The sequence below is a fragment of the Flavobacterium jejuense genome, assembly GCF_006491595.2.
Classification (GTDB): domain Bacteria; phylum Bacteroidota; class Bacteroidia; order Flavobacteriales; family Flavobacteriaceae; genus Flavobacterium; species Flavobacterium jejuense.
The window spans coordinates 57,697-74,080 of sequence record NZ_VEVQ02000003.1; the positions used below are offsets into that span (position 1 = coordinate 57,697).

The window sequence follows — 16,384 nt, forward strand, 5'->3', positions numbered from 1 at the left end:
AATTGAACGTTAGAAACTAGAAGTTAAAAATCAGAAATAAATCATTCTACTTTTTGTTTTACAAGAAAACAATACAAAACCTAGCTAGGCCCTGATGGGAACAGCATCCTTTTATAAGTTGAAAACTTGTAAAAGATAACGTGAACAGCAGGAAAAGGGACAACAAAAAAAACAAGCCATTCGCTTCTAAAAATCACTCTATTTTTTCATAATATTGGTTTAAATCTTCAAATAATATAATTCTTGGATTTCCAAAAAACCAACTTCTTTTTATAATAGTATTAAAAAACTATCTATTAGAGAAGCTAATTTCTTCATCTTTTTAGTCTAAAGGACTTGTCCCATTTGTAGTTTCAATAAAAAATATTGTATCAAACATTACAAAAGGGTTAAGTTTATAATAATCCAAATCACTTTCTTTTCCATATCCTACAAGCTTTAAATTTTCTATAACTTCCTCTTTTTGCAAATTTTTTGTATTAAAATAATATGGTTTTTTATTTAATTCATTAAAAATAAGTTCCCATGAAGTTTTAGGCTGATTTTTAATAGTGTTCAATAAAAGTTTTTCGCTAAAATCGTGATCTCCATTAATAAATTTATTTTCTATATAAGAATGTGTTCCTTTTAGAGAACTTAATCCAATTGAATAATAATTTTCTTTAAATTCATTTTTTAAATCCCTACCCATAATTCCAATTTCATTTCCAATGATTATTTTATTAGATATATGAGCATTATGAGCCCAAATAATTATTTTTGCATTTGGATCTTTAGCTAAGTAAGATATTCTTTTTGCCATTACTTCATCCCTAGATTGAATTTCTTTATTTTTAGTCATATTCAAAAAATTCACATAACTTGTTTTTGCATTAAAAATTAATTCTTTTAATTTATCATTTAAAATATTTTCTTTATTTAAAATATTTTCAAGTTTCATTAAATCCTCATATATACTTGCTCCTAATCCATAATTATTTTTGGGTAAAATTAATGCATTTGGATATTTATTTAAATAATCATCTACACTTAAAACTATTTTTTCTTCTATGCAATTAAATAATTTATTAATAGAATCATTATTTAAATTGAGAATTTCATCTTTTAACAAACTACTTAAAACCCAATAAGAATCATCACATCCTTTAAATTTTATATCTTTCTTAGACTTAAACCAATTTAAAAAAGAAAGCATCTCTTTAGTTTGGTATATTGAAAACAAATGCTTTTTCATTAAACTTGATATTTCTTCCTTTTTTAAACTTTGAGTTAGTAACTCTATATCATCATAAGGATTTTCTAGAATAACAAGATTGAATCCTTTTTCATCTATTAGTTTTTTTGTAATTGCTTCTCTTAATTTATAAAACTCAGATGTACCATGAGTATCTTCACCAATAGAAACTATTTTACTATCACCTATATCTTTAATTAATTTATCTAAGCTTCTGTCTAACTTTTTATCAGTTGCAAAACTTATATCAGACATATTTTTTACAATTTTATTTGTCGTTTTCTTTAAAGTTTCTTGACTAACTGGCTTTTTTTCTTCTTTAGGCAATATTTTAAAATCCTTATCATCTATAGTTAATGTTAAATCATCAATCCACATTTTCCCTTTTCCGACAAGTAATCCACCAATTAATATTTTTTCTGCAACTAATGAGTTATAATCTAATTCTATTTCATACTTTTTCCAATCTGTTGTTCCTACTATTCCTCTATTATTCATGTTGTCAAAACCAACTTCTGGATCAATTCTTAGCCATAAGCCAGCATAACCATCAGCAACATTTTCTGTTTTTACAAATCCTGTAAGTTTAATTTTTTTTCCTGAATAAGATGCTGGAATATTAAAAGAAAGTGCCTTAAAACCCTCTTTACCTTCTTTATATTCAATAATGGCTGAATAACGTCCATTATATTGATTTAATGAATCTTGAAGAATTACATAACTATCGTTTCCAAAGAGACTCCAATCTTTAAATCCTTTTTCTTTTAGTATTTCAAAATCTAGATTATACTTTTCATCCGAAGTTTCTTGAGCAATTAAATTTCCATTAACAAATAATGAGAATAACAGTAATTTTAAAAATGTTTTCATATTTTCTAATTTTTATTTAGACAAATATTCATAAAATGCTAACGTAAAAATTGTACTAATTAGACATTAACTTTTTTTTATAATTTTAAAATAAATGTTTTTTTGAGAAATTGATTGAGTCTTTTTAAAAAAATGTTTTGGTGTTTCTCCAGTCAATTTTTTAAATGCATTATTAAAATTTGCCTGATCATAATAATTTGAATCTAATGCTACTTCTGTTAAATTAAATTCTGGATTTACTTTTTTTATTTTTTCTAATGATTTTCTAAACTTAATTATTTTTTTAAATGTGATTGGACTTTCACCACATAAACTTTTAAAAAGTCTATAAAGCTTTTTCGGGCTACAATTACATTGTTTAGCAATTAAATCAATTGATAATTCATTTTTATCCATTAATTCAATTGCTTTGATAACGATATCTGTCCCTTGCTTTTCAATTAATTTTTCAAGTAAAAAATTAGAAATATATGTTACTTTTTCATCTGAGTTTATACCTAAAAGAGGAAAATTAAAATTGTTAAAAAAATTTATCAAAAAAATATCTCTAGAACTTTTCCAATCTAAGGTATTTTCTAAAAATTGAACTAAACCATATGGTTTAAATACTATACAAAAATCATTTACTTTACCAATTATATTTATTTTTATAGGAAGAACAAACTTATTAACTGTAAAAAAACTATTATTCAAGTTTTCCATGTTTTCTATAAAAACCTCATTATCGATTATTTTCACAATAGAATTATCTACATAAGAAACAGGTAAATTAAAATGTGGAAATGCAAAATAGCTTTCATCTTCTAATTCAGTCTCATAAAAGTATTCTATATATTTTTTTAACCTAATATCTTTTGGTTCAAATATTCTTATTTTCATTTAATCTCTATTTCTCGCTACTTAACTTATCATGATACATTTTTATATTATCTTTTACTTCGTCTTCTAGTTCTGGTTCTTTTATATCATTATATTTTTCTAGCGTTTCTAAAATAGTTTTAGCTACTAAATAACGGCAAGTTTCTTTATTATCTGCAGGAACGATGTACCACGGAGCATGCTCTTTTGAAGTTTTATTAATCGCTTCTTCATAACATTTTTGATAATCATCCCAAAGTTCGCGTTCTTTTAAATCACCAGGAGAAAATTTCCAATTGTGTTTTTCGGTTTCTAATCTTCTTAACAAACGCTGTCTCTGTTCTTCCTTACTTAAATGCAAATAGAATTTCAATACAATAACACCATTAGTCGTAATATGTTTTTCAAAGGCATTGATGCTTTCAAAACGGTTTTCCCAAAATTCAGGAGTTATGTCTTCAACGGATTCAATACCAGGAATATTTTCATTTAAAATATAGTTAGGATGCACTCTTGTAACCAAAACATTTTCATAATGTGTTCTATTAAATACTGAGAATTTTCCTTTTTCTGGCAAAGCCAAATAATGTCTCCATAAATAATCGTGTTCTAATTCGATTAAATTTGGTGTTTTAAAACTGTGCACCACTACTCCACGCGCATTAAATTCTTTAAAGACTTCACGAATTAGACTGTCTTTTCCAGCTGTATCCATACCTTGTAAGCAAATCAATACTCCATATTTGTTATGTGCATACAATGTGTCTTGAATCCTACTAAGTTTTTCTCTGATTTTCTGTAGTTTTTTCTCTTTCTTTTTTTCTGAAGTAGCTACATCAATAAAAGTTGGAATTGTATTAAGTTGAATAGCTTCGTTAGCTCTTAAATCTTCACAATTTATATTTTTCATTTTATGAATTTTATTTATAAAGATAAATGTATTTTTACAACCGAAAAAAATTATCGAAATAAAATGGAAAAATTCCAGTTACAACTTTTTCAAGAAATTATTGGAATAGGTTCCGCATCTGGCATTTTATATCATAATAATTTACTTTTTATCATTTCAGATAATAGTTCTTTTTTATATGAGCTGAATTTGGACAATGACCATTTTGAAAAACATGCATTGGACAACAACCCTCAAGAAAACATTCCAAAGAAAGACAAACCTGATTTTGAAGCTATAAATCTAAAAGACAATACAATCATTATTCTTAGTTCCGGTTCAACTGAAAAAAGAAATAAGGGTAAGATTTTTGATTTAAAATTTAAAAAAAGCAAAACTGTTGATTATACAAAACTTTTTGATCGTTTCAAAAAATTGACTTCACTTTCAAAAGAAGAATTAAATATTGAAGGATTAATTAATACTTCAGAAAAAACCTATTTCTTTCAAAGAGGGAATTCTATACATGCTGCAAATGGAATTTTTATTTTAGATGAAATCACAAATTCTCTCACTTTTAAAGCCATTACCCTTCCTGCACTTAATGGAATTGAATCTTCATTTACTGATGCCATTCTTGTTACTGAAAACATCTATTTTTTAGCAGCAGTTGAAAACACAATCTCTACTTATGATGATGGAGAAATACTAGGTACTTTTTTATGTAAAATGAGACTTGACGATTTTGTAATTACAAAAACACTTTTTCTGTCAGAAAAACATAAATTTGAAGGTATCACATTATATCAACAAAATGAGACTCTACTCACTTTTCTTCTTTGTGAAGATAATGATGATGAACAATTAAAATCAAAAATTTATAAACTAACAATAAATAAGTAATGAATCCAATTTTATCTAAAAATGTGTTTTTAGTAAAAGAACACGTAGGCATCTTTAAAGCTTCCAATAATTATGACATCTACAATCCTGAAAGTGGTTCTGTAATGATGACTTGTAGAGAACCAAATCTAGGTTTCTTCACTAAACTATTTCGCTTTACAGATTACAAAAGAATGACTCCTTTTCATATTGTAATTAGTGATCCTCAAGGAAAAAAAATCCTTTCAGTTAAAAGAGGTGTTACCCTTTTTAGATCAGATGTGGATGTTTTTGATGAAAATGAAAAATTAGTTGGTGTTTTCAAACAAAAATTCTTTTCTTTTGGAGGAAAATTTGAAATACATGATGCAAATGATAAACATCTTTGTACACTTCAAGGAAAATGGACAGGTTGGGATTTTAAATTTATGCAACAAAACAAAGAACTAGCTAATGTTTCTAAAAAATGGGCAGGAATAGGTAAAGAGCTTTTTACAAGTGCTGATAATTATGTACTCAACATCAATGCTTCTGTAGATCCAGAAGACAAAGTAAGACAGCTTATTTTGGCTGCTGTAATGTGTATTGATATGGTTTTTAAAGAATAGTTTTAGAAAAACAAAAATTTAAAGGCATATGTAATAAAAAACGTATGCCTTTATTTATTTTTAAAAAATATTTAAAGGCTCTCCCAACCTTTTACCAACTTTTGCGCTCTATATAGAAAAGCAACCAATTGTGATGGATGAAAAAATAATACAAGCCTGTAAAAAGCAAAACCGCGAAGCGCAACGTAAGGTTTATGAATATATGGCTCCAAAGCTGTATCACTTATGCAAACGCTATCTTAAAAAAGAAGAAGAAATCGAAGAAGTCTTAGCGGATGGCTTTTTTATTCTCTTTACCAAAATTGATCAATTAAAAGAAATCTATGCTTTTGAAGCTTGGGCAAGAAAAATTGTAGTCAACCAATGTTTGTTACAATTAAAAAAGAATCTCAACTTTAATTTATATTTAGAAGATGTAAGTTACAAATCCCAACCTTTAGCAGACAATGTGACCGATTTAGAAGAAGCTGATTTATTGAATTTACTCCTTTATATTCCAGAAGGTTGTCGAACGATTTTTAATTTATTTGTCATTGAAGGGTATTCGCATAAAGAAATTGCCAATCAATTAGGTATTTCAGAAGGCACCTCTAAATCACAATTGAATGCTTCCAAAACGAAGTTAAAAGAATTGGTAAACACTTTTTACTATCAAAAAGCAAAATAATCATGGGAACAGAAGATAAATTATATAAAAAAATACAACAAGTAGCCGAAAAAGCTGAAACCAATACTTTCCCTGGAATGGAAAAAGTATGGGCGCGAGTTGAGGAGAAGTTGGAAACAAATGTTCTTAAGAAAGAAAAAAATAATTGGAAAAAAATTAGTGTCGCTGCTTCAATTATCATTGTTTTATCTATCCTTTACAATTTCAATAAAAGAGAATCCAGAATAGAAAGAGACTCAATTGTAATTAATGATTCTATGGTAAAAAAAGAATTATTAAAAGAAGAACAAATAATCAGTTTAGTTAAAGACACGGTAAAAAAAATAAAAAAGGACACTTTATTTAATTTGAAAGAAAATCAAGTTGTTTTTAAAACATCACCAATTGAACTTGTTAAAAACGATAGCTTAAAACTTCAAAAAAATAATTTAAAAATTATTCCAAACAATAATGCATTGGGATTTATCGAAACGGCAGATTCAACTTCGAAAACAAATAAAAAAGATAACATTTTATTTCCAAACTTAAAAAAAAGAAATCAAAGAATAGAATACACTAGTTTTCAATCAACCAGTAATAAATCACTACAAAATCCGAGAACTACTTTTAAAAAACCTAATCCTTTAGTTATAATTAATGGAAAAGTTGATAGTGTTAATGGTCTTAAAGAAATAACTAAAGACGAAATTGATTCTATTTATGTGCTCACAAATCCATTATATATTATTAATGGTGTCGAGTATAGTGAAGAATCTTTATTTGGAAAAAACCCTACAAGTCCCTATTATCCTCTTGACAAACAAAAAATTATTGCAACAACTATTTTGTATAAAGAAGAAGGTGAAAAAATATACGGAGTTAAAGGAAAAGAAGGTGTTGTGATTATTAAAACAAAAAATGAAAAACCAATTAAGTAATATCATTATGAAAAACGTACTGACTTTAATTTTACTAGTATTTATTGGAGTAAATATAGCCGCACAAGATTCTATAATAAAAACGAAAGAACTAAACATTTTTCAATGCAAATCATCTATTATTGATAAAAGAAAAGATCCAATTGTTTTGGTTAACGGAACTATTGTAAGTAGTAATATATTAGAAAAAATAAATGTTCTAAAAATCAAAGATCTAAATGTTTTAAAAAGAGACTCTAGTACTATTTTTAAACATAATTCTGCTGAAGGTACAATTATCATAACCACAAAAAACATTTCAGATAAAAAGTTAGAAAAACTTTATAAATTATATCCTTACGAATATTCAGAAAACAAAGGTAAAGAGTTTACCCTTACAGGATTGATTTTAGATTGTGAAAAAAATCCTCTACCAGGAACTAAAATTAAAAACTTAAATACTAAAAATGACTGTTTAGCCGATTTTGATGGTAAATTCAAAATTAAAGTTCGTAAAAATGATGTTTTGCAATTTGAAAACTCTAATTATGTATCACAAAAAGTAATAATCGAAAAACAAAAAACGATTACTATTTCTTTAAAAGCTATTCTTCTTTCAAATGACAAACCAATTCTTCTTAAAAAACCAGTAATTTACCTTTACCCAAAAGAAGAAACAGAAGTTACATTGCAATTTGATTTCAATGGAAAACTACTAACTACTTTCCCAAAATATGAAGAAAACTGGAAAGTTATAGCTTCTCCAAGTGGACAGCTTTACGATACTAAAACCAAACGCGTTTATAATTCTTTATTTTGGGATGGGATATTTAATTTACCAAAAGAACATTATCAATACAAAGATGGTTTTATCGTTGCAAAAGAGAATTTAACCCATTTTTTAATTGAAAAACTAGAGCATGTTGGTCTAAACAATCAAGAAACAAATGAGTTTATTCAGTTTTGGTTACCTATTTTAGAGCAAAACAAATTCAATTTTATTCATTTTTTGACAAATGATGCTTGTAATGAAGTTTCAATTAATTCGGTAAACCCAAAACCTGAAACTTCTATTAGAATCTATATGGAATTTTATGGCTTAGAGCAATCCATGTCTATTAAAGAACAACAATTACCTAAAACAGAACGTAAAGGTTTTACTCTGGTTGAATGGGGAGGAACTGATGTCACTAATAAAATACAAAAAGATGAACTATAATATTTTAGCATTACTACTTTTCTTTTGTTTTCAAACACAAGCACAAGAAAAACAAATAGAAATAACAACATCAAAAATTGAAGTAAACTCAAAAACTCAAACCATTTACATCATAAGTGGAATTGCTTCCACTATCACAAAAGAAGATTTGGCTTTTGCTAAAAAATACAACATTCAATATCATGATTTTGGCTGTTTGGCTCCTGTAAATTTTAAAGAGTATGAAATTAAAAACGCACTTGTTTTTGAAAAATTGAATTTAGAGTTTGGAATATATTGGCAAAAAGAAATAAAAAGTTCTTCAATGGGTTTTGAAAAGTGGAAGAAGAAATAGTAATTAGTAATTAGTAATTAGTGATTAGTGATTAGTGATTAGTGATTAGTGATTAGTGATTAGTGATTAGTGAAAGGTAATGGTATAGTTCTTGTAGTTATTCTCTTAAAACTAATTTATGAAAAAAGTGTTTGTTTTTTTATTAGTCTCTTTAATTTCCTGTAAAAAAGAAGAAAAAAATATTTCAAAACCTGAAATTCCTGAAATAAAAAAAGAAAAATCTCTTGTTGAAAAGGAAATAGATGATCCTTTCTTATTTTTAAGTTTAAAAGATACCATTGATGTTAAAACTTTAGAATTTCCCTTTGAACTTGAAAGAAATGCTATTTGTGTTACAATCTCTATAAGTTATGGTTGGAATGCATTTGATGATAGAATCCATTATATTTTTTCAGAAGATAGCATAATCAATGCATTTAAAGAAAAAATTCCAAAAAGTTATCTAAAAGGGAAAAGATATAAAAAAAAGGTCGAGAAAATTAAGCTAAATAATAAGAAAAAATCTGAATTATTAGCCTCTTTGAAAGCTGAAAAAACAATTAATTTTCAAAAATATAATCAAACTGATTTTACAATTGACTCAAATAAAATTAGTAGATGTATTGTAACAGATAATAATGGTTACAGCATCACTTTTTTACAAAACAATACATATAATTCTTTTTTTTATTATGCTCCAATATTTGCTTTGAACAAATGTGATGATGAAACTATAAATAAATCCGTTTTAAAAGAATTCATTGAACTTTTAAAAATTTGGAAAGTTGAATTATAAAAAACTAAAAGCTCCAATTGGAGCTTTTTTACTATTTACTTTACTAACCGCTTATTACTAAGGACTAAGGACTAATCACTATTTCTCAATTTCCTTTAAAGAATCCATTTTTTTAATTTCTAAGAAACCTTTTAAATCTTCAAAATGTTCTTTTACTCTTTTGTTTCCAAATTCAAAAACTTTGGTAGCCAAACCATCTAAGAAATCTCTATCATGAGATACTAAAATTAAAGTACCGTCAAAATCGCGTAGAGCATCTTTGATAATGTCTTTTGTTTTCATATCTAAGTGATTTGAAGGCTCATCTAAAATCAATAAGTTAACAGGCTCTAATAACAGTTTTATCATAGCCAAACGTGTTTTTTCTCCTCCAGAAAGCACTTTCACCTTCTTTTGAATGTCATCCCCTTGGAACATAAAGGCTCCTAAAATATTTTTGATTTGGGTACGAATGTCTCCTACTGCAATTCTATCAATAGTTTCAAAAATAGTAGCATCTCCATCTAATAAGGAAGCTTGATTTTGAGCAAAATAACCAATTTGTGCATTGTGACCAATTTCAACACTTCCAGAATTGATTTCAATCTCTTTCATGATAGCTTTTATCATGGTTGATTTACCTTCACCATTTTTACCCACAAAAGCTACTTTTTGGCCTCTTTCAATAACAATATTAGCATCTTTAAAAATCACATGATCTCCATAACTTTTATACAATTCTTTCACCACCACAGGATATTGACCTGAACGAACAGATGGTGGGAACTTTAACTTTAAAGCCGAGTTATCAATCTCATCAACCTCAATTGGGACAATTTTTTCCAACATTCTAACACGAGACTGAACTGCATCAGTTTTAGAAAAAGTACCACGAAATCTATCAATAAAGGCTTGATTATCTGCAATGAATTTTTGTTGTTCTTCGTAAGCTTTTTGCTGGTGAACTCTTCTGTCTTTTCTTAATTCTAAATAATGTGAATATTTGGCTTTATAGTCATAAATTCTTCCCATTGTAACTTCAATCGTACGATTTGTAATATTATCCACAAAAGCTCTATCATGAGAAATAACCATTACTGCTTTGGCTTGGTTTACCAAAAAGTCTTCCAACCATTGAATACTATCCATATCCAAGTGATTTGTTGGCTCATCTAGTAGAATTAAATCTGGTTTTTTTAATAAGATTTTTGCTAACTCTATTCGCATTCTCCATCCTCCCGAAAATTCTTTTGTTGGTCTACTAAAATCCTCTCTTTCAAAACCTAATCCTTTTAGTACTTTTTCAACTTCAGCTTCATAATTCACCTCTTCAATAGCATAAAACTTCTCAGAAAGTTCCGAAACTTTTTCAATAAGTTTCATATAAGCATCACTTTCATAATCGGTACGAATTGTTAATTGTTCATTAATTTCATCTATTTCTGCTTTCATTTTAAAAACTTCAGCAAACGCTTTGGAAGTTTCTTCCATAACCGTACAATCATCATTTGCTAATAAATGCTGAGGTAAATAAGCAATAACAGCCTCTTTTGGAGCTGAAATTGCACCGCGAGTTGGTTTATTTTCACCTGCAACAATTTTCAAAAGAGTAGATTTTCCTGCTCCATTTTTACCCATAAGGGCAATTTTATCGGTCTCATTAATGGCAAAAGTTACCTCACTAAAAAGCGTTGTTCCACCAAATTCTACTGCTACGTCGTTTACTGTAATCATTTTATAAAAGTTAAAAGGCGAAAGTTAAAAGTCAAAAGACAAGTAACTATAATTTTTGAAGGTGCAAATATAGAGTATTAAGCGAATAAGCCAATTTAGAAAAACAAAAAAACTTATAAAAAAAGTAAGTTGATAATTTGATTCTTAATTTATTATCAAATAAATAATTCGCATTAGAAAATAAGTCATTAACTATACTTACTGTGTAAAATAACTTAATTTTGCTAACCAAAAAAATAAAAAATGCCTCTAATTGACTATAGTTTTCTATCAAAAATTTTACCAAAAGCTAAAATCAAAAAATCATTTAGAAAGTTAAAAAGCGATTATTTATTCCGAATTCGAATTGCAATGGCTTTATTTTTCTTTGGGAAAGGGTTTTGTTTTGCCACTTGGGCCAGTCGAATTCCTGATTTAAAACTTTCTTTGCAGTTAAGTGAAGCAGACTTAGGTACTATTTTATTTTTTCTTCCCATTGGTCAATTAGTTGCAATGCCTTTTTCTGGAAAAATAGTGAGTCGTTTTGGAAGTCGTACCGTCACCATATACGGTACTTTACTTTATGCTCTTTTTTTAACTTTTTTGGGTTTAGCAAATACTAGTTGGCAATTAGCATTAGCATTATTTCTATTCGGTGTTTTTGGGAATTTTTGTAACATAGCCAGTAATACACAAGGAGTTGTAACCCAACAACTTTTTGAAAAACCTGTAATGGGTTTCTTTCATGGCTCTTGGAGTTTGGCTGGTTTCTTTGGTGCTTTAGTATCTTTATTAATGGTTTATTTAGGTTTATCTCCTTTCATTCATTTTATTATAGCTTTTGGTTTTGTTGCTATTATAGTTGCATTAAACTCTAAATATTTGGTACAAACTAAAGTTAGTAAGCATCTTGAAAAAGTAAAAAAATCTATTTTCCAGGTTCCTGATAAAATTTTAATTTGGTTAGGAGTAATTAGCTTTTGCTGTATGGCAAGTGAAGGAATTATGTTTGATTGGAGTGGAGTATATTTCAAAGAAATCGTACAAGCACCAGCCACTTTAGTTGCATTAGGCTATACCTGTTTTATGATTACTATGGCAACAGGGCGGTTTTTAAGTGATCTTTTAGTGCAGAAATATGGTTCAAGAAAAGTAATACTAACTAGTGGTATTGTTATAAGTGTTGGTTTATATACTGCTGTCCTTTTACCTTACTTAATTACTTGTACTATTGCATTTATGCTGGTTGGGTTTGGTGTATCTAATGTAATTCCAATAGTTTTCAACGAAACTGGGAAAATTAAATCGGTTGCTACTGAGACAGCTTTGACTATCATTTCCAGTATTAGCTTTCTTGGATTTTTAATTGGCCCGCCTATCATTGGATATATTGCTGAAGCCACTTCATTGCAATATTCTTTTGCAACTATAGGCATTTTTGGTTTTTTCATAACCTTAGTAACTTATAGACAAAAGCTATTTAAGTAATCTTTATTTTTTAATCTATCTTTAACAGCAGTATGTTGTAATCACATGAATTTCTTTTTATCTTTGATACTAAATTAAACAAAACCAATTATGAAATCGCAGATTCACGAACACAAAAAAAACTATGTTAACATTGTGAGTAAAAAAATAGCTCTATTTGCATTTGCCATGACAATACTTACAACAAGTTGTAAAAAAGAAGAAAAAACCGAAACACCTGTTGAGGAAATAAAAACAGAAGAAGTAAGTGGTTTAAAAATAGTTTCTGATTCAACAAAAGTGAGTTGGACAGCATATAAAACTACTGACAAAGTAGCTGTAGGTGGTAGCTTCAAAGAAATTGAATTAAAAAACACACAAACTGGTAACACTCCAGAAGCTGTCCTAGAAGGTGCCTCTTTCTCAATTCCTGTTAGTAGCTTATTCACTAATAACGAAGATAGAGACAATAAATTAAAAACAATTTTCTTTGCCGCTTTAAAAAATACTGAAATGATAGGTGGTGCTTTAAATTTTAGAGATGGAAAGTGTTTTCTAACTTTAACTTTAAATGATGTTACTAAACAAATGGAAGTTCCATTTACATATGAAAACAAAAAATTTGCCTTAAATTCAACTATTAATTTAGATGATTTTGGAGGTCAAACAGCTATCGAAGCTATTAATAAAGCATGCTTCGAATTACACAAAGGAGCAGATGGAGTTAGTAAAACTTGGAGTGATGTTGCTATCAGTGGTTCTGTTTTATTCGAGTAAAACAGGTAATAAATAATAAAAAAAGTGCCTTGAAATTTAATTTTTCAAGGCATTTTTTTTTTTATAAATTCATTTTGAAGTCATCAATAACTGCTTCTGCCTTTACAAATTCTCTTTCTTCGATAAATAATTCCACAGCCATACCTGAATTACCAAATCCTGATACTCTAGCCGCTTGCAAATTATTTCTTACAACAGGAAAAATATTAATTGCTTCTAATTTTTGTTGCAATCCTGATGCCAAAATTTCGCTACCAGAAAAAATCTTTTTTAATGCCATGATATTATGTATTTACTTTTATTTTTTACTATTAAACCTAAGTTATTCATCTGATTCTAAAAAAACAGGATCAATCATAATCTTTTCAGCAAGAAAATCAATTTTTTCTGTTATTTCATTGCAAAAGAAAATACGCTGTGTTTTGCTAATACTATCAGAGATACGTTTAATTATTGGATCTAATCTATTTCTTAGTAAAATATCAGCATCATCAACTACTACCATTAATAAACGGTTTACATTATAACCTGCACCAGAGAACATGATATTCAACTTATTTGGTGTACCAATAAGAATGTCTATTCCTAACGAAATTTGGTTTTTATCATCATCTAAATCCGTTTTATCATGAACTCCAAATACTCTTAATTTGTTATTTTTTCCTAATTGATTAAATAAATCTACCATTTCAAGTACTTGAGGTTTGTCTTGTACCATGATTAAAGCTCTTGGAGATTCTTCAAAAGGCTTAACTAACTTCTGAATTACATTAATAACAATAGTAGTCGTTTTCCCTGAACCTTTACTCGATTGAATAATAGCATCTACTCCACTTTTAATAGTAGAAAATGTCCCTTCTTGCAAATCATTTGCTTCTGTTAAACCGACTTCTACTAATCGTTGCTGTAAAGCCTCGTTTATTTTTTTTAATTTCATTTTTTTAGTATTAGTGATTAGTTACTAATAATTAACAATAAAAAATATACCCTAATTATCGTTTACCAATTACTATTTTATTACTTACTTGCAAATAATTTTACATCTTGTTCTGAAACCTCAGTTCCTCCAAGAATGATTAAACGCTCGACTACATTTCTTAATTCACGAATATTTCCTGTCCAGTCGTATTCTTGTAGTAATTTAATGGCTGTTTTACTAAATCCTTTTTCTGTATTCCCTTGTTCTTCTGCAATTTTATTGGTAAAATGCTTTAATAATGCTGGAATATCATCTCTTCTGTCATTTAAAGCAGGAACCTTTATTAGAATCACTGCTAGTCTATGGTATAAATCTTCTCTAAAACGCCCTTCTTCAATTTCCTTTTTTAAATCTTTGTTTGTAGCTGCAATTACACGTACATCCACTTTAATATCTTTATCTGCACCTACTCTTTGCACTAAATTTTCTTGCAAGGCTCTCAATACTTTTGCTTGAGCTGGTAAACTCATATCTCCTATTTCGTCTAAAAAAATAGTTCCTCCATTTGCGGCTTCAAATTTCCCTGCTCTATCTTTAACGGCTGATGTAAAAGCTCCTTTTACGTGACCAAATAACTCGCTTTCTATTAATTCCGAAGGAATAGCTGCACAGTTTACTTCAATAATAGCTTGATTTGAGCGATCACTTTTTTCATGTAATTGATGAGCGACTAACTCTTTTCCTGTTCCATTTGGTCCTGTTATCAACACACGAGCATCTGTAGGAGCTACTTTATCAATCATAGTACGAATATGATTAATCGCTTCACTTTCTCCTATCATTTCGTAATTCTTACTTACTTTTTTCTTAAGAATTTTGTTTTCTACTACTAATTTCTTCTTATCTAAAGCATTACGAACTGTATTTAATAATCGGTTTAAATCAGGTGGTTTTGATATGTAATCAAAAGCTCCTAATCTCATGGTATTCACTGCGGTTTCTAAATCGCCATGACCAGAAATCATGACCATTGGAATTTCAGGTTTTATTTTTTTTACGGCTTCTAGTACCTCAACACCGTCCATTTTTGGCATTTTGATATCGCATAGTACTAAATCGTAATCCTCATTCTTTATTTTTTCTATTCCTTGAAGTCCATCTTCTGCTTCATCAACTTGATAGCTATCATTTTCTTCAGAAAGAATTTTTACTAAGACTCTTCTAATAGCAGCTTCATCTTCAATAACTAATATTTTTGGCATATTGTTGTTATAAATTGTGAATTTTGTATTTTTAATTGGCTTCAAAGTTAGTGAAAAATCAATACATTTCCTTTCTAACCCTGATGGGAATGAAAATCCTGTTATTGCTTTTACCTATTTTCTATTAGATTACTTAACTAATGGCAATAACAGATTGTAATGTACAGCAGGAATTACTATAACAAAAATTCGCAAGCCATTCGTTTCTATTGATTAATAATGTGAATATCGCGTTGTGGAAATGGAATAGAAATTCGATTTTGTTTGAAAGCCTTATCAATACTAAATCTCAAATTGCTTTTTATGAGCGGACTTGCCATTCCATCTGCTACATAAAAATAAAGTGAGAAATTTAAAGAAGAATCAGCAAAATCTTCAAACAAAACAAGTGGTTTAGGCTCTTTAACTACATCTTTTTCTTGTTCTGCACATTGCAATAATGTTTTCTTTACTAATTCGACATCACTTCCATAAGCAACTCCTATATTTACTTGTTCTCTATTAATATAACTATTTTGTGTCCAATTAAATAGTGTATCCATCATGAATTTATGATTAGGAATCACCATGACTCTATCATTTCTTGTTACCACTCTTGTAGTTCTTAATTTTATGTCAAGAACTTTACCAACCTTATCATCTACTTCTACGATATCACCTACATGTAAAGATTGATCTAAAATAATTAAGACTCCAGAAATAATATCTTGGAATAACTGTTGCAAGGCAAAACCTAAACCTACTAATAATGCTGCTGAAGCTGTTAAAAGTACGCTCATATTAACACCTGAAACATCTAATGCGAAAATGATTGCAAAAATAAAGACGATGTACCGAATAAACTGAAAGAAACTAATAAACTTATTTTTATCTTCTAACGGTAATTTTCTTGTAAAAACAACTCTAACTAATTTTAAAATCACACTTGTAAGCACTAAAACAATTAGCAACAAAGCAACTGTTCCTACAGTAATATCTATAGAATCAGTATCAAGTAATTTAAAATTTAGAATATTTTTTAGTGTTTCTAACATG

18 protein-coding genes are annotated in these 16,384 nt (G+C 28.2%); 10 read left to right on the top strand and 8 right to left on the bottom strand.

Annotation, left to right across the window (positions count from 1 at the left end; translation table 11 throughout):
• Positions 1 to 322: 322 nt before the first annotated feature.
• From FIA58_RS05150 to FIA58_RS05160, 3 genes are all read right to left on the bottom strand, one after another.
• Positions 323 to 2,104, bottom strand: a complete 1,782-nt coding sequence (locus tag FIA58_RS05150; protein ID WP_140960794.1) for an erythromycin esterase family protein — start codon at positions 2,102 to 2,104, stop codon at positions 323 to 325.
• Between the two features lie 66 nt (positions 2,105 to 2,170).
• The gene (locus FIA58_RS05155) at positions 2,171 to 2,983 is read right to left on the bottom strand and encodes a helix-turn-helix domain-containing protein (RefSeq protein WP_140960796.1); all 813 of its coding nucleotides are present in this window, start codon (positions 2,981 to 2,983) and stop codon (positions 2,171 to 2,173) included.
• Between the two features lie 7 nt (positions 2,984 to 2,990).
• Positions 2,991 to 3,872 (bottom strand): PPK2 family polyphosphate kinase, encoded by an 882-nt coding sequence (locus FIA58_RS05160; protein ID WP_140960800.1) that lies wholly within the window; start codon positions 3,870 to 3,872, stop codon positions 2,991 to 2,993.
• Between the two features lie 63 nt (positions 3,873 to 3,935).
• On the opposite strand from FIA58_RS05160, the gene FIA58_RS05165 reads away from it, so the two are divergent.
• The 7 genes from FIA58_RS05165 (at position 3,936) to FIA58_RS05195 (ending at position 9,232) form a co-directional block, all read left to right on the top strand.
• Complete coding sequence (locus tag FIA58_RS05165) at positions 3,936 to 4,754, top strand: DUF6929 family protein (protein ID WP_140960802.1); 819 nt, start codon at positions 3,936 to 3,938, stop codon at positions 4,752 to 4,754.
• Complete coding sequence (locus tag FIA58_RS05170; RefSeq protein ID WP_140960805.1) at positions 4,754 to 5,341, top strand: LURP-one-related family protein; 588 nt, start codon at positions 4,754 to 4,756, stop codon at positions 5,339 to 5,341. The genes FIA58_RS05165 and FIA58_RS05170 overlap by 1 nt, the downstream gene beginning before the upstream one ends.
• A 133-nt stretch (positions 5,342 to 5,474) precedes the next feature.
• Positions 5,475 to 6,008 carry an RNA polymerase sigma factor gene (locus FIA58_RS05175; protein ID WP_140960808.1) on the top strand — a complete coding sequence of 178 codons (534 nt, stop codon included), beginning with the start codon at positions 5,475 to 5,477 and terminating at the stop codon, positions 6,006 to 6,008.
• A gap of 2 nt (positions 6,009 to 6,010) precedes the next feature.
• Positions 6,011 to 6,925 carry a hypothetical protein gene (locus tag FIA58_RS05180; RefSeq protein ID WP_140960810.1) on the top strand — a complete coding sequence of 305 codons (915 nt, stop codon included), beginning with the start codon at positions 6,011 to 6,013 and terminating at the stop codon, positions 6,923 to 6,925.
• Positions 6,906 to 8,123 carry a hypothetical protein gene (locus FIA58_RS05185; protein ID WP_140960812.1) on the top strand — a complete coding sequence of 406 codons (1,218 nt, stop codon included), beginning with the start codon at positions 6,906 to 6,908 and terminating at the stop codon, positions 8,121 to 8,123. The genes FIA58_RS05180 and FIA58_RS05185 overlap by 20 nt, the downstream gene beginning before the upstream one ends.
• Positions 8,113 to 8,457 (top strand): FEKKY domain-containing protein, encoded by a 345-nt coding sequence (locus FIA58_RS05190; protein WP_140960815.1) that lies wholly within the window; start codon positions 8,113 to 8,115, stop codon positions 8,455 to 8,457. Before FIA58_RS05185 ends, FIA58_RS05190 begins: the two co-directional genes overlap by 11 nt.
• A 118-nt stretch (positions 8,458 to 8,575) precedes the next feature.
• On the top strand, positions 8,576 to 9,232 hold the full coding sequence (locus FIA58_RS05195; protein ID WP_140960817.1) for a hypothetical protein: 657 nt from the start codon (positions 8,576 to 8,578) through the stop codon (positions 9,230 to 9,232).
• Positions 9,233 to 9,310: 78 nt separating this feature from the next.
• Here the strand turns inward: FIA58_RS05195 and FIA58_RS05200 are convergent, their stop codons facing one another.
• A complete protein-coding gene (locus FIA58_RS05200; protein ID WP_140960820.1) occupies positions 9,311 to 10,945 on the bottom strand; it encodes an ABC-F family ATP-binding cassette domain-containing protein in 1,635 nt (544 codons plus the stop codon).
• 243 nt (positions 10,946 to 11,188) lie between these two features.
• Between FIA58_RS05200 and FIA58_RS05205 the strand changes: the two genes are divergently transcribed.
• Together FIA58_RS05205 and FIA58_RS05210 are read left to right on the top strand one after the other, a co-directional pair.
• Positions 11,189 to 12,412, top strand: a complete 1,224-nt coding sequence (locus FIA58_RS05205) for an MFS transporter (RefSeq protein ID WP_140960822.1) — start codon at positions 11,189 to 11,191, stop codon at positions 12,410 to 12,412.
• A gap of 90 nt (positions 12,413 to 12,502) precedes the next feature.
• Positions 12,503 to 13,168 (top strand): YceI family protein, encoded by a 666-nt coding sequence (locus FIA58_RS05210; RefSeq protein ID WP_140960824.1) that lies wholly within the window; start codon positions 12,503 to 12,505, stop codon positions 13,166 to 13,168.
• 61 nt (positions 13,169 to 13,229) lie between these two features.
• On the opposite strand, the gene FIA58_RS05215 is transcribed toward FIA58_RS05210, so the two are convergent.
• From FIA58_RS05215 to FIA58_RS05225, 3 genes are all read right to left on the bottom strand, one after another.
• A complete protein-coding gene (locus FIA58_RS05215) occupies positions 13,230 to 13,448 on the bottom strand; it encodes a DUF2007 domain-containing protein (RefSeq protein WP_140960827.1) in 219 nt (72 codons plus the stop codon).
• Between the two features lie 42 nt (positions 13,449 to 13,490).
• Positions 13,491 to 14,105 (bottom strand): DEAD/DEAH box helicase, encoded by a 615-nt coding sequence (locus FIA58_RS05220; protein WP_140960831.1) that lies wholly within the window; start codon positions 14,103 to 14,105, stop codon positions 13,491 to 13,493.
• An 80-nt stretch (positions 14,106 to 14,185) separates the two neighbouring features.
• Positions 14,186 to 15,349 carry a sigma-54-dependent transcriptional regulator gene (locus FIA58_RS05225; RefSeq protein ID WP_140960833.1) on the bottom strand — a complete coding sequence of 388 codons (1,164 nt, stop codon included), beginning with the start codon at positions 15,347 to 15,349 and terminating at the stop codon, positions 14,186 to 14,188.
• A 16-nt stretch (positions 15,350 to 15,365) separates the two neighbouring features.
• Here FIA58_RS05225 and FIA58_RS05230 point away from each other — a divergent pair, with 16 nt between their 5' ends.
• Positions 15,366 to 15,509 (top strand): hypothetical protein, encoded by a 144-nt coding sequence (locus FIA58_RS05230; RefSeq protein WP_165928855.1) that lies wholly within the window; start codon positions 15,366 to 15,368, stop codon positions 15,507 to 15,509.
• A gap of 46 nt (positions 15,510 to 15,555) precedes the next feature.
• Here FIA58_RS05230 and FIA58_RS05235 read toward each other — a convergent pair whose 3' ends face one another.
• Positions 15,556 to 16,383, bottom strand: coding sequence for a mechanosensitive ion channel family protein (locus tag FIA58_RS05235; protein WP_140960836.1), 828 nt, complete (start codon positions 16,381 to 16,383; stop codon positions 15,556 to 15,558).
• Position 16,384: the final 1 nt, after the last annotated feature.